The following is a 13,384-nucleotide window of genomic DNA, read 5'->3' as shown; positions in this document are numbered from 1 at the left end:
CCTCCGCCCCTATCGTTTTATGGTTTCGATTTTTATTCCGCCGGCACCAGTACCCGCTCGTCCGGTGCCGGCACACGCATGTTCAGCTCTTCCCGCGCCACCTTTTCGATACGGCTGTAGGCGGACCAGGCGCCCCTCTCCAGCAGCAGCCGCTTCTGTTCGTAGCGCAGCTCGTCGCGCGCCTTCTGCGCCTGCACCAGCTGCGCGGTCAGTTCGCGGCTGCGCTGGGTGCTGTGCACCACCGCCAGCGCCGAGGCGATGGTCGCAATCCACAACAGCGCCAGCGCCGCCTTGCCGTTCACGCTCAAGCCAGCTTCTCCGCGACCCGCATCACCGCGCTGCGGGAGCGCACGTTTTCGCCCACCTCGCCGGTATCGGCCTTGACCGCCTTGCCCACCGACTTCAGGCTTCTCTCGACCTGGCTGTCCATCACCGGCAGCCCGCGCGGCAGTTTGGGGCCGCGCTCCTTATCGCGGATAAAGCGCTTCACCATGCGGTCCTCGAGCGAGTGGAAGCTGATCACCACCAGCCGCCCGCCGGGGACGAGCAGCCGCAGGGACTTGTCCAGTGCCTGCTGCAGGTCGTCCAGCTCGCCATTGACATGGATGCGGATGGCCTGAAACACGCGCGTGGCCGGGTGCTTGCCCTTCTCCCAGGCGGGATTGGCCGCCTTGACCACCTCCGCCAGGTCCAGGGTGCGCTCGAACGGCTTCTCCGCCCGGCGCTTGACTATGGCCGCGGCCATGCGGCGGGCGAAGCGCTCCTCGCCGTATTCCCTGAAGACTCTCGCCAGCTCCGCTTCCGACTCACTGTTGACCCATTCCGCGGCGCTGATACCGCGGCTGGTATCCATACGCATATCCAGCGGGCCGTCCTGCATAAAGCTGAAGCCGCGCTCGGCCTGATCCAGCTGCGGCGATGACACGCCCAGATCCAGCAGTATTCCGCTCACCCGGCCAGCCTGATCCGCAGCCGCCGCGTCCATATCGGCGAAGGAGCCGTGCCAGATGGCAAAGCGCGCATCGCCGGCGAAGCGCTCCCGCGCATAGGCAACCGCCTGCGGGTCCTTGTCTATCCCCAGCAGGCGGCCGTCCCGATTCAGTTTTTCCAATATCGCCGCGCTGTGACCGCCGCGGCCGAAAGTGCCGTCTATATAAAAGCCGCCCGGATCGGTGACCAGGGCGTCCACGGCCTCGCGCAACAACACACTGCGATGCAGTTCTTGAGACACCCCGTGTCCTCCTTACAAAGAGAGGGACGCCATTTCCTCCGGCATCTCCCCCTCGCCCTCGCTGTCATCGAGCCAGGCCATCCAGCGGTCCTCGCTCCAGAGTTCCAGTTTCTTGCCCTGCCCCACCAGCATCAGCTTTTTCTCCAGGCCGGCGTACTCGCGCAGGGTCGGCGGAATCAACACGCGGCCGTTGCCGTCCACCTGCAGCTCGCAGGCGTAACCGATCAACAGCCGCTGGGCGCGGCGCGCCACTTTGTTAAAGCTGGACAGGGCTTCGATTTTGGGAAGGATTTCCCGCCACTGGGGCTCGGGATAGACCAGCAGGCAACGCTCTTCGGTATGGGCAGTGACAACCAGCCGCCCGGCGCACTCTTCCAGCAGCGTGTCGCGGACCCGCGCCGGAATGGCCAGACGCCCTTTGGCGTCCATATTGATTGCGTGGCTGCCTAGATACACTTTTTGCTCGTGCGTTTTGCTCGTATGCGCTGGTGACGCACCCGCGGGTGCCGGTGTTTTTATATCGAGCCCAAACGGGGAAAAATTGCGCAGTTTTCATCCGCACGGTGTAAATACCCACTCACAGCCACAGATGAACCACCAATCTCCACAAATTTCCACTTTTCCCCACTGCTGACACTATAAATCTGGACTGCGTAAAGTCAAGGAAATCAACGGCAAAGTGCCGCGAAATCCCAGTAATTTCGCGGGCTGCAGAGGGGGAAAGGCGAAAAAACGGACAATTTCCGGCGCCGCTATTGCAAAACGGAGCAAGTACTTACTCTTGGAAGGTGAGAGATTACTTTAACTTCAGAAGGGAAAAGATTGAATCAAAGAAAGTTAGCGAATACTAACGGCGGTTGGCGTGAATATCTACCACCTCGCGTCGCGCCGGCACATTCCGGGTAGATCCACCGGGAGCCCGCCCAAACCGCGCCCCGGACACAACTGCGGAAAAAGAGATCACAGCTAGCGGCGGGATACATCCGTTATGGACAGCAGCTCAGTCAACTCCCGCTTCCGCTTCCCGCCAACGAGATCCTCCAGCGTATACTCGTCCAGCGCCGCAAAAAAACACTCCAGGGCCCGGGCAAATATCCGCTTCAGCTGGCAACTGGGGGTAATGACGCACTGGTTGTTACTGCCGAAACACTCGAGCATCTTGCTGTCACCCTCCAGCTCCCGCACCAGCTTGCCGATATTGATATTGCACGGCTCGGTATTCAGCCGGATACCACCGTTCTTACCGCGGATAGCCAGCAAATAGCCTTTTGCGTTCAGATCCTGAACGATTTTCATCAGGTGGTTTTTGGAAATATCGTAGCTATTGGCGATATCGCTGATGGTGCACAGCCCATCGTTATTGACCGCCAGGTAGATCAAGACGCGCAGCGAGTAATCGGTATATCGGGTGATATGCATGGCTATTCCTGTTCAGTCGAATGCGGGCGGCGGCCACGGGCCCCACCCTGGCCGCCCGCCGTCGGGATACGGCAACAAATAAATAGTATGAGCCCGCAAAACATAAGCCCGCAGAGGAGCAGCCCCACCGGACCGACGCCGACAGCCAGCAAGCCCAGCCAGTTGACGATCAACATCGCGACGACGAGGCGCTTGGTGGCCAAAGACAGACTCCGCTCTCGCTGCCACTGCCGGATTGGCGGCCCGAACCTGGGGTGGTCGAGCAGCCAGCGCGCCAGGCCGGACTCGGCCTTGACACTGAACCACAGGCTGCAGAGCAGGAACGGCGTAACCGGCAACAGGGGCAGCAGCGCCCCGAGCACGGCGAGCGCAAGGCAGCACCAGGCGAGCGGCAGGTAGAGGCTCCGATACCAGGCCCCTCGCCGCCCGCCCCGCAAAGAATCTCTGCCCATCAATCCAGCAACCAACTCATTAACATGCATTTAATTTACATCTTATTGAGAGGCAAGTACAATCCACCCCATAAAGATGCATTTGAAATACTTCTTATGTGTTTCGACCTCCACCCTTGCGTTCTTGGCCCTTCGGGGAAACGGGAGACAATATGGACCTCTTAGATATTCCGATAGCGCGCCTGGCCCGGGAAGTGCCCGGCGCCACCGCCATTTTCAATCAGCACGGACTGAGCTTCTGCTGCGGGGGGGACAAAACCCTGCGCCAGGCCATTGCCGATGCCGATCTCGACCGCGAGCAGCTGCTGGCGGCCCTGCGGGAACTCAGCGGCCGCGCCGACGACGACAGGGACTGGCGCGAGGCCAGCGACGGCGAGCTGATCGACCACCTGCTCGAACGCTTCCACCGGGTGCACCGCGCGCAACTGGCGGAACTGCAGCGGCTGGCAGAACGCGTTGAGACAGTTCACTACGAGCGGCCCGACTGTCCCCGGGGTCTGACCGCGCACCTGCAGCGGATGGCCGCGGAACTCGAACAGCATATGCAGAAGGAAGAGCAAATCCTGTTCCCGATGCTGCTGCGCGGCCAGGGCGCCATGGCCGGCGGCCCCATCCAGGTGATGCGCCACGAACACGACGAGCACGCCGCCGCTATCGCCGGCATCGATACGCTGACCGGTGGCATTGTCACGCCGGACGGCGCCTGCAACACCTGGCGCGCACTCTACGCCGGCCTGCGCAGCTTCAAGGCCGACCTGGAGCGGCATATTCAGCTCGAAAACGACATTTTGTTTGCGCGCAATCTCGCGTCATAGGGGGCAGTCATGGGCAAGTACTACAAACTCTGGTGGACACTGATCGCGATACTGGCCGTCACTTTTGGCGTGCTCGGCTACTTCGGCAAAGAGGTCTATCGCGAGGCCCCGCCGATACCGGCGCAGGTCCTGTCGGCAGACGGCACAGTGCTGATGACCAGGGACAGCATTCTCGACGGCCAGAGCGCCTGGCAGTCGGTCGGCGGCATGCAACTCGGCTCCATCTGGGGCCACGGCGCCTACCAGGCACCGGACTGGACGGCCGACTGGCTGCACCGCGAACTGGTCGCCTGGCTGGATCTTGCCGCAGCGGATCATTACGGCAAAGCCTATGCCGAGCTGGACGCCGAGCAGCAGAACGCACTGCAGTTCCAGCTGAAGCGGGCCTACCGCAAGAACAACTTCGACAAGGAAGCCGATGCACTGGTACTGAGCGAGCGCCGCGTGCAGGCGATCCGGGCCACCGCCGACTACTACCACCGGCTGTTCGGCGATGCGCCGGAGCTGCAGCCCACCCGCAGCAGCTACGCGATGAAGGAGAACACCCTGCCGAGCGCCGAGCGCCGCGACCGCCTGACCGAGTTCTTCTTCTGGACCGCCTGGGCCGCGGCCACCGAGCGCGAGCCCGGCGGTGCCACCTACACCAATAACTGGCCGCACGAACCGCTGATCGACAATGTCCCCACCGCCGAGAATGTGGTGTGGTCCATTGTCAGCGTGGTACTGCTGATCGCCGGTATCGGCGGCCTGGTATGGGCCTGGTCCTTTATGCGCAACGAGGACGAGAAGGAGCCGGCGGCACCCGCGCGGGACCCGCTGACCACCTTCAATCTGACACCATCGCAGAAAGCCCTGGGCAAGTACCTGTTTATTGTCGTTGCCCTATTCACCTTCCAGGTGTTTCTCGGCGGCTTTACCGCGCACTATACGGTCGAGGGCCAGTCCTTCTACGGCCTCGAGACGTCCAAGTGGTTCCCCTACAGCCTGGTGCGCACCTGGCATATCCAGTCGGCGCTGTTCTGGATCGCCACCGGCTTCCTCGCCGCCGGCCTGTTCCTGGCGCCGATCATCAACGGCGGCAAGGACCCGAAATTCCAGAAACTGGGCGTCGACATCCTGTTCTGGGCACTGGTGACCGTCGTTGCCGGCTCCTTTATCGGCAACTACCTGGCGATTGCGCAAATAATGCCGCAGGAGTGGAGCTTCTGGCTCGGCCACCAGGGTTACGAGTACGTCGACCTCGGCCGCCTGTGGCAGATCGGTAAATTCACCGGCGTCGCCTTCTGGCTGGTACTGATGCTGCGCGCGATAGTGCCCGCACTGCGCCAACCGGGCGACAAGCACCTGCTGGCGCTGCTGACCGCCTCGGTCGTCGCGATCGGCCTCTTCTACGGTGCCGGCTTCTTCTACGGTGAGAAGACGCACATCTCCATCATGGAGTACTGGCGCTGGTGGATAGTGCACCTGTGGGTGGAGGGCTTCTTCGAGGTGTTCGCCACCACCGCACTGGCCTTCATCTTCTGCAGCATGGGGCTGGTATCCAAGCGCATGGCAACCGTTGCCTCACTGGGCTCCGCGTCACTGTTCATGCTCGGTGGCGTACCGGGTACCTTCCACCACCTGTATTTCTCCGGCACCACCACACCGGTGATGGCGGTCGGCGCCACCTTCAGCGCGCTGGAAGTCGTGCCGCTGATCGTGCTCGGCTACGAGGCCTGGGAGCACTACCGCCTGAAGAACCGCGCCGCGTGGATGCAGCAGGTCAAGTGGCCGCTGCTGTTCTTCGTCGCCGTTGCCTTCTGGAATATGCTCGGCGCCGGTGTACTGGGCTTCTCCATCAACCCGCCGATTTCGCTGTACTACATACAGGGGCTGAACACCACGGCCACCCACGCGCACGCGGCGCTGTTCGGCGTGTACGGATTCCTCGCCCTCGGCTTTACGCTGCTGGTGCTGCGCTACATTCGCCCGCAGATGGTCTTCGACGAGAAGCTGATGAAAACCGCCTTCTGGTGGCTCAACGGCGGCCTGGTACTGATGCTGTTCACCAGCCTGCTGCCGGTCGGCATCATCCAGTTTGTCGCCAGCGCCTCCGAGGGACTCTGGTATGCGCGCAGCGAGAGCTTTATGCAGGGCGACCTGCTGCAGACGCTGCGCTGGATCCGCACCATCGGCGACGTGGTCTTTATCGTCGGCGCCGTGGCGGTCGCCTGGCAGGTGGTCAAGGGTCTGCTGAATATCGGCGCGCAGGGCGTAGCCCAGCCGGCGGTCAGCGATCAGTCAGCGTTGACGGATTAATCGCTCGAAATGACACGACGCCGGAGAGGGATTTCCTCTCCGGCGGCTTCTGAGCAACTGTGACGAGGCATTGAGCAGAGGCCATCTAAACAGTCATTCGCCTACCGCTAGAGCGGCAGGCGAATGATACAGGAAGGAAATCTGATGAGCTGGCCTGTAAGCCGGGTTCTGTCGAGGACAATCATTCATCTGGGATGCCTGTCACCAGACACCTCAAGCGACCTACCCGCCCTCGGTGCGGGTCACACCTATAGAGGGCCTATTTGGTCTTGCTCCGGACGGGGTTTACCGTGCCGCGGACTGTTACCAGCCGCGCGGTGCGCTCTTACCGCACCCTTTCACCCTTACCTGTGCCTGCGAACAGGCCATCGGCGGTCTACTCTCTGCTGCACTTTCCGTAGGCTCGCGCCCCCCAGGCGTTACCTGGCGTCCCACCCTATGGAGCCCGGACTTTCCTCCACCGCAAAAGCGGCAGCGATTGTCCGGCCAGCTCGCGGCGAAGGGTAATGGGGTATATGCGGGAATGCAAGGCTCCCTAGGGATCACCCGCAGTGGAAAGCGGTTACTTCTGTTCCAGGCTCCAGTTGTACAGGGCCTTCTTGTTGACGCCGGTGATCTCGGCGGCCAGCGCCGCCGCGCGCTTCGGCGGCAGCTCGGCAAGCAGCAGCTTCATGACCCGTTCCGCCTCCGGATTCAGCTCCGAATCCGCCTTGCGCTCGGCGCCGCGCACCAGCAGCACTATCTCGCCGCGCTGCTGGTTGCTGTCCGCGCCCACCCAGGCCGCCAACTCCGCAAGCGGCGCCAGACGGATAGTCTCGAAGGTCTTGGTCAGTTCTCGGGCAATCGCCGCCTCGCGCTCGCCGCCAAATGCCGCCGCCATCGCATCCAGGGTGTCCGCCACCCGGTGCGGGGCCTCGTAGAACACCAGGGTGCGGGTGTCTGTCGCCAGTGCGCGCAGCGTCTTCTCCCGCGCGCCCGGCTTGGCCGGCAGGAAACCCTCGAAGCTGAAGCGGTCACTGGGCAGGCCGGCGGCGCTGAGGGCGGCCACGAAGGCGCAGGGACCGGGAATGGGCACCACGCGGATACCGCGCTCGCGGGCCTCGCGCACGAGTCTGTAGCCCGGATCGGAAATCAGCGGCGTGCCCGCATCCGAGATCAGTGCAACCGTCTGCCCCTGCTCCAGGCGCTGCAGTATCTGCCCGGTGCGCCTGTCGTCCGAGTGGTCGTGATACGCCATCAGCGGCGTATCGATATTGAAGTGGGAGAAAAGCCTCTGACTGTGACGCGTGTCCTCCGCCACAACCAGATCGGCGCATTGTAGAACTTCAATGGCTCGCGGTACCATATCGCCCAAATTCCCAATGGGCGTAGCCACTATATAAAGCAGCGCCTGTTCCGGCCCCATAAATCACAACCCCATAGTCCAAATAAGAGTTCAGTTTTGCGGGAGAAGCCTATGTCCGCCCCCGGCGTACCCCACGCTGTCGCCAAAATCGCCGCCAGAGTCGCTGCCGGCGCCCTGGCTCTGGCCCTGGCCGCCTGCCAGACACCTGCCACCAAGCCCGGCACGCAGCCACAGGTAGACACAGGTTCCGCCGCCAGCCGCAGCGCCGCCGTACAACTGCTGCACAGCGCGGAAACCCTGCCGGCACCACAGCGGGACAGGCAGCGCCTGCAGGCGGCCGCCATTCTATACGAGCTGGGCGACCAGGAGACCGCCAGGCAGGCGGTGGTCGATATCTCCCCGGAACAGCTGGACGACACAGACTACGCCCAGTATGCGCGGGTATACGGCAGCCTGCTCGCCGCCGAGGACGAGTTCTTCAAGGCCCTGGACCTGGCCACAGACCCGCGCCTAGACCGGGTCTGGACGCAACTGCCGCAGGCCACCGCCCTGCCCCTGCGCGACCTGCGCGCCGACCTCTGGGGCCTGCTCGGGGATCTGGACAGCGCCATCGCCGAACGCCGCCAGATCGCCGAGCTGGCACAGAGCGACGAGACCATCGCCAAAAACAACGACGGCTTCTGGCAGCTGCTGACCCAACTGCCGTCCAGCGAACTGCAGCTGCGCGCGGACGAGAGCCGCGACCCGCAGATGCGCGGATGGTACCAGCTGGCCCTGCTCGGCCGCGATACCCAAACCGATCTCAGTTCGCAGCTCACCGCCCTGAGCCGTTGGCGCCAACAGTGGCCGGGCCACAGCGCCAGCGCGCACCCGCCACAGGCGCTGCGGCTGCTGGAGCAACTGGCCTCCCAGCGCGCCGACCGCATAGCGCTGCTGCTGCCGCTGTCCGGCCCGCTGGGCGGCGCCGGCCGCGCCATCCGCGACGGTTTTATGGCCGCACACTACACCGCCCTGAACGCCGGCGCCCCCACCCCCGCGGTGATGGTCTACGACACAGGGGGCGAGCGGCCGTTTGAAGAGATTTACCAGAGCGCCGTGGATGCGGGTGCCCAGGCCATTGTCGGCCCGCTGGACAAGCGCAAGGTGGCCAACCTGCTGGCCACAGAAAAACTGCCGGTACCGACCCTGGCGCTGAACTATGCCGGCGACTGGGGTGAAGAGAGCCGCCTGACCGGCGATCTGGTGCAGTTCGGCCTTGCCATCGAGGACGAGGCGCGCCAGGTGGCCCAACAGGCCTACCGCCAGGGCCACCGCCAGGCCATGATCCTGGCCGCCGAGTCCAGTTGGGGCCAGCGCGGTGCCGAGGCATTCCAGGAGGAGTGGCTGCGCCTGGGCGGCAGCGTCACCGTCAGCAGGCGCTTCCGCGACAACAGCAACTTCTCCCAACTGGTCAGCGACGCGCTGCTGATCCCGGACAGCAAGGCGCGCGAAGCGGCCCTGCGCCGCCGCCTGGCCGCACCGCTCAAATTCACCCCGCGCCGCCGCGACGACGTGGACATGCTGTTCCTGCTCGCTCAACCGCAGCAGGCCCGGCAGATCAACCCGATGCTGACCTTCTTCTACGCCAGCGACCTGCCGGTGTACGCGACCTCGCACATATTCGACGGCAATATCAATCCGAACCGCGACCGGGATATCAACGGCATTCGCTTCACCGCCCTGCCGTGGCTGTTCGAAAACGACAATATCACCAAGCGCAATATCGAAAAGCAGGCTGCACCGGCGCCGGCCTTCGCGCGTCTCTACGCCCTGGGCGCCGACGCCTTCCGCCTCTTCCCGCGCATCCCGATGCTGCGCCGCTTCCCGCAACAGAAGGTGCACGGCCTGACCGGTGCGTTGAGCCTGACACCCGGCGGCCGCATCGTGCGCGAGCAGATTTGGGCCCGTATCGACAAGGGTGTACCGGTGCCGGTAACGACGGCGGTGGAGCCCCTGCTGCCGCAGCCCCAGGGCATGGAGCTGACCGGCAATAGTGAAGCTCTTTAAGCGCACTGCCGGCGATGTCGGCGCAAGGATGGAGGAGGCCGCGGCGCGCTACCTGCGGGCCGAGGGCCTCGCTGTCATAGCGCAGAATTACCGCGGCCGTCGCGGCGAGATCGACCTGATTGCCCGCGACGGCGATACTCTGGTGTTCGTCGAAGTGCGCTACCGCCGCAACAGCCGCTTCGGCTCCGCCGGTGCCACTGTCGACCGACGCAAGCAGCAAAAGCTGGTCGCCACCGCGCAGAGCTACCTGCAGCAGCACAAACTGGATTGCCCCTGTCGCTTCGATGTCATCGCGATCGAGGGCGATACGCACAATATCCAGTGGATTAAAAACGCCTTCGGGGCCTGATTCCCGATCCGGAAAATTTGCAGGGGCGGCCCCTGTGTTCGCCCGTCAAGGAAAAAAATGGAACAGCGAGTCGTAACCCTCTTCCATCGCAGCCTGGAAGCCACAATGAACGCCGGCGAAATATTGGCGCCACTGATTGCCGAGGCCAGCGAGATGATCGTGCACACACTGCTGGCGGAAAACAAACTGCTGCTGTGCGGCAACGGCGTCAGCGGTGCACTGGCGCAGAGCTTCAGCGCGCAGCTGCTGGGCGGTTTCCAGCGCGAGCGCCCGGGCCTGCCGGCCATCGCCCTGAACAGCGACGGCGTCTCCATCGGCACTGTCGCGCGCAATCACGGACGCGCGGAATCCTTTGCGCGGCCGGTGCGCGCCCTCGGCCAACCCGGCGACCTGCTGGTGATCATCAGCAACGACGGCCGCGACTCCAACCTGATACAGGCCATGCGCGCGGCGCGCGACCGGGATATGGGCATACTGGCCCTGACCGGCGGCGACGGCGGCGACTGCGCCGCGCTGCTGGATACCGACGATATTGAACTGCGTGTACCCTCCGAGGTCGCAGCTGAGGTACACCAGGTACACCTGCTCACCATTTTCTGTCTGTGCGACCTGATCGACAGCAGCCTGTTCGGTGGTTACGAGGACTGAACCATGAGAAAAAATCTAATGACTGTTAAGAAACGCTTTTTTGTCGCCCTGGCGATGAGCACTGCGCTGGCCGGCTGCAGTACGGTGCTGGAGGCCACCCACGACGGCCCCATCCAGCAGGACCCCGGCAAGCGCTCGCTGGGCACCTATATCGATGACCAGAAAATCGAAACCATCACTACCGTCAACATCAACAAGGCGCACCCGGACCTGAAGGCGGCCAATATCAACGTCAATGCCTTCAACGGCGTGGTGCTGCTGACCGGCCAGGTGGCGAACAACGATCTGCGCCTGCTGGCCGGGCGCACCGCGCAGCAGGTGCAGAACGTGCGCCAGGTGTACAATGAGATTCAGGTGCGCGGCAATGTGTCCCTGCTCGCCAGCTCCAGCGATGCCTGGCTGACCGCCAAGGTGAAAAGCAATTTACTCGCCAACAAGGAAATCGACAGCGGCCGCATCAAGGTGGTGACCGAGAACGGCGTCGTCTATCTGATGGGACTGCTGACCCGCGCCGAGGCGGAGCGCGCCGCGGATGTGACCCGCGGTATCGGCGGGGTGCAGAAGGTGGTCAAGGCGGTCGAATATATAAATTGATCCAGACGCCGAACATCTCCCTGTAGGAGCGGCCCACGGCCGCGATCGGATTCCAGAATATTTGGACATTTCCATCGCGGCCATGGGCCGCTCCTACAAGGGCCAATAAAAAACGGAGGCATTTGCCTCCGTTTTTTATCGCGCGGAAATCAAACCCGCTCGATGGCCACCGCCGTGGCCTCGCCGCCGCCGATACACAGGCTGGCGATGCCCCTCTTCGCGTCGCGCCTCTCCATCGCCGCCAGCAGCGTGACCAGGATACGCGCACCGCTGGCGCCGAGCGGGTGGCCCAGGGCACAGGCACCGCCGTTTACGTTGACCTTGTCGTGGGGCAGGTTCAGCTCCCGCATCGCGGCCATGGTGACCACGGCAAAGGCCTCGTTGATCTCGAACAGATCCACCTCGTCGGCAGACCAGCCGGTGTTCTCCAGCAGCTTCTGCATCGCACCCACCGGCGCGGTGGTGAACCACTCAGGCTGTTGCGCGAACTGGGCCTGGCCGCGCACTAACGCCAGCACCTTCAGACCGCGTTTTTTGGCCTCGCTCTCGCGCATCAGCACCAGCGCCGCGGCGCCGTCGGAGATGGAGCTGGCGTTGGCGGCGGTGACTGTGCCGTCCTTGCGGAAGGCCGGTTTCAGCTGCGGAATCTTGTCCGGGCGCGCGGAGCCGGGGCCCTCGTCCACACTGACTTCCACATCGCCGCGGCGGGAGGAGACGGTGACCGGCGTTATCTCGCGTTCGAAGGCGCCGCTCTCGATGGCCGCCTTGGCGCGCGCCAGGGACTCCAGCGCGAAGGCATCCTGCTCCTCGCGGGTAAAGCCGTACTTGTCCGCGGTGCTCTCGGCAAAGGTGCCCATCAGCTTGCCGTCGTAGGCGTTTTCCAGGCCGTCGAGGAACATATGGTCCTTCACCTCGCCGTGCCCCAGGCGCATGCCGCTGCGGGCCTTCTGCAGCAGATAGGGAGCGTTGCTCATGCTCTCCATACCGCCGGCGACGATCACCCTGCCCTCACCCAGCAGCAGCGCGTCGCGGGCCATCATCACGGTTTTCATACCGGAGCCGCACACCTTGTTGACCGTGGTACAGGGGGTAGCCTCGGGGATGCCGGCGCCGATAGACGCCTGGCGCGCCGGCGCCTGGCCGACACCGGCGGGCAGCACGCAGCCCATCAGCACCTCGTCCACGTCCGCCGCTGCCACGCCCGCGTCCTCGAGTGCCGCGCGGATGGCCGCGGCGCCCAGCTGCGGCGCGCTGACCGCGGACAGGGCACCCTGCATCGCGCCCATCGGCGTGCGCGCCATACCAACTATGACCACCGGGTCTGAAGTTACATCGCTCATACTGGCTGCTCCCAAATCTGTGCCGGCGCCCGCGCCGGGAATCTTTATTTCGCGGCGCATTATACCCGAAGCGGAGTCCGGCGCCGCCATAGGCCCTTGGAATGACTCGGGAAAGAATGCAGGAGCATTGAGCGAAGCCTCCGGCAGCGGGGCCGCCAGACAAGAACTCCGACAGGGCCACAGAGAAGCCACAAGCGCCGTGTTACTATCGGCGCCAACAACTCACAACAACAACGGCGAGAAGTCCTATGGAAATCTCAAGCATCGTCTGGCTCGTGGCCATTGCCGCACTGCTGTTCTATGTGGTCGGCATCTACAACAAGCTGGTTTCGCTGAAGAACCGCTACGAAAACGCCTTTGCGCAGATAGAGGTGCAGCTGAAGCGCCGCTACGACCTGATCCCGAACCTGGTGGAAACCGCCAAGGCCTACCTGAAACACGAGCGCGAGACGCTGCAGGCCGTGGTCGAGGCGCGCAACGTCGCCCTCGCCGGCCTGAAGGCCGCCGCGGCCAACCCCGGCTCCGCCTCCGCCATCGCCGACCTGGGTCACGCCGAGGGGGCCCTGGCCAATGCCCTCGGGCGGCTCAATGTCGTGATGGAGGCCTACCCGGACCTGAAAGCCAACCAGAATATGATGCAGCTCAACGAGGAGCTGACCAGTACCGAGAACAAGGTCGCCTTCGCCCGCCAGGCCTTCAACGACTCGGTGATGGCCTACAACATCTACAAGCAGAGTTTCCCGCCGGTCTTCTTCGCCGGCTTCTTCGGTCACCGCGACGACGGCAAGCTGCTGGAATTCGCCGATTCCGAAACCATCCAGGCCGCGCCGAAAGTCGAGTTCTAATC

General features: G+C 63.8%; 14 protein-coding genes and 1 other RNA gene. 7 read left to right on the top strand and 8 right to left on the bottom strand.

The window, feature by feature from the left end; all coding sequences use genetic code 11:
• Window positions 1-32 precede the first annotated feature (32 nt).
• The 5 genes from ftsL to ACXAF3_RS14480 all read right to left on the bottom strand — a co-directional run bounded on the left by ftsL (window position 33) and on the right by ACXAF3_RS14480 (window position 3,132).
• On the bottom strand, window positions 33-302 hold the full coding sequence (ftsL, locus tag ACXAF3_RS14500; RefSeq protein WP_475113057.1) for a cell division protein FtsL: 270 nt from the start codon (window positions 300-302) through the stop codon (window positions 33-35).
• 2 nt (window positions 303-304) lie between these two features.
• Entirely contained in the window at window positions 305-1,231 is a 927-nt protein-coding gene (gene rsmH / locus ACXAF3_RS14495) for a 16S rRNA (cytosine(1402)-N(4))-methyltransferase RsmH (RefSeq protein ID WP_475113031.1), read from the bottom strand.
• A gap of 12 nt (window positions 1,232-1,243) precedes the next feature.
• A complete protein-coding gene (gene mraZ / locus ACXAF3_RS14490) occupies window positions 1,244-1,687 on the bottom strand; it encodes a division/cell wall cluster transcriptional repressor MraZ (RefSeq protein ID WP_475113030.1) in 444 nt (147 codons plus the stop codon).
• 510 nt (window positions 1,688-2,197) lie between these two features.
• Window positions 2,198-2,650, bottom strand: a complete 453-nt coding sequence (locus tag ACXAF3_RS14485; protein ID WP_475113029.1) for an RrF2 family transcriptional regulator — start codon at window positions 2,648-2,650, stop codon at window positions 2,198-2,200.
• Between the two features lie 2 nt (window positions 2,651-2,652).
• Complete coding sequence (locus tag ACXAF3_RS14480) at window positions 2,653-3,132, bottom strand: DUF454 family protein (RefSeq protein ID WP_475113028.1); 480 nt, start codon at window positions 3,130-3,132, stop codon at window positions 2,653-2,655.
• A 122-nt stretch (window positions 3,133-3,254) separates the two neighbouring features.
• On the opposite strand from ACXAF3_RS14480, the gene ytfE reads away from it, so the two are divergent.
• Window positions 3,255-3,917, top strand: a complete 663-nt coding sequence (ytfE, locus tag ACXAF3_RS14475) for an iron-sulfur cluster repair protein YtfE (RefSeq protein WP_475113027.1) — start codon at window positions 3,255-3,257, stop codon at window positions 3,915-3,917.
• A 9-nt stretch (window positions 3,918-3,926) separates the two neighbouring features.
• Window positions 3,927-6,215 carry a nitric-oxide reductase large subunit gene (locus ACXAF3_RS14470; RefSeq protein WP_475113026.1) on the top strand — a complete coding sequence of 763 codons (2,289 nt, stop codon included), beginning with the start codon at window positions 3,927-3,929 and terminating at the stop codon, window positions 6,213-6,215.
• 141 nt (window positions 6,216-6,356) lie between these two features.
• Here ACXAF3_RS14470 and rnpB read toward each other — a convergent pair.
• Both rnpB and rsmI read right to left on the bottom strand, forming a co-directional pair.
• An RNA gene (rnpB, locus tag ACXAF3_RS14465) (RNase P RNA component class A) lies at window positions 6,357-6,709 on the bottom strand.
• Between the two features lie 68 nt (window positions 6,710-6,777).
• Window positions 6,778-7,620 carry a 16S rRNA (cytidine(1402)-2'-O)-methyltransferase gene (rsmI, locus tag ACXAF3_RS14460; RefSeq protein ID WP_475113025.1) on the bottom strand — a complete coding sequence of 281 codons (843 nt, stop codon included), beginning with the start codon at window positions 7,618-7,620 and terminating at the stop codon, window positions 6,778-6,780.
• 51 nt (window positions 7,621-7,671) lie between these two features.
• Here rsmI and ACXAF3_RS14455 point away from each other — a divergent pair, with 51 nt between their 5' ends.
• Genes ACXAF3_RS14455 through ACXAF3_RS14440 form a run of 4 tightly spaced genes read left to right on the top strand, consistent with a single transcriptional unit; the run spans window position 7,672 to window position 11,197 of the window.
• Window positions 7,672-9,606 carry a penicillin-binding protein activator gene (locus ACXAF3_RS14455; RefSeq protein ID WP_475113024.1) on the top strand — a complete coding sequence of 645 codons (1,935 nt, stop codon included), beginning with the start codon at window positions 7,672-7,674 and terminating at the stop codon, window positions 9,604-9,606.
• Window positions 9,593-9,955, top strand: a complete 363-nt coding sequence (locus ACXAF3_RS14450) for a YraN family protein (RefSeq protein ID WP_475113023.1) — start codon at window positions 9,593-9,595, stop codon at window positions 9,953-9,955. The genes ACXAF3_RS14455 and ACXAF3_RS14450 overlap by 14 nt, the downstream gene beginning before the upstream one ends.
• A gap of 57 nt (window positions 9,956-10,012) precedes the next feature.
• Window positions 10,013-10,603, top strand: a complete 591-nt coding sequence (locus ACXAF3_RS14445) for an SIS domain-containing protein (protein ID WP_475113022.1) — start codon at window positions 10,013-10,015, stop codon at window positions 10,601-10,603.
• 18 nt (window positions 10,604-10,621) lie between these two features.
• Complete coding sequence (locus ACXAF3_RS14440; RefSeq protein WP_475113021.1) at window positions 10,622-11,197, top strand: BON domain-containing protein; 576 nt, start codon at window positions 10,622-10,624, stop codon at window positions 11,195-11,197.
• 149 nt (window positions 11,198-11,346) lie between these two features.
• Here the strand turns inward: ACXAF3_RS14440 and ACXAF3_RS14435 are convergent, their stop codons facing one another.
• Complete coding sequence (locus ACXAF3_RS14435; protein ID WP_475113020.1) at window positions 11,347-12,537, bottom strand: acetyl-CoA C-acyltransferase; 1,191 nt, start codon at window positions 12,535-12,537, stop codon at window positions 11,347-11,349.
• A gap of 248 nt (window positions 12,538-12,785) precedes the next feature.
• Between ACXAF3_RS14435 and ACXAF3_RS14430 the strand changes: the two genes are divergently transcribed.
• Window positions 12,786-13,382: a LemA family protein gene (locus tag ACXAF3_RS14430; protein ID WP_475113019.1), complete on the top strand. Its 597-nt coding sequence runs from the start codon at window positions 12,786-12,788 to the stop codon at window positions 13,380-13,382.
• Window positions 13,383-13,384 lie beyond the last annotated feature (2 nt).

Source organism: Microbulbifer sp. ABF4_143, from assembly GCF_056160225.1.
The sequence above is the reverse complement of the archived record's forward strand: the minus strand, read 5'-3'. Positions and strand labels throughout refer to the sequence as shown.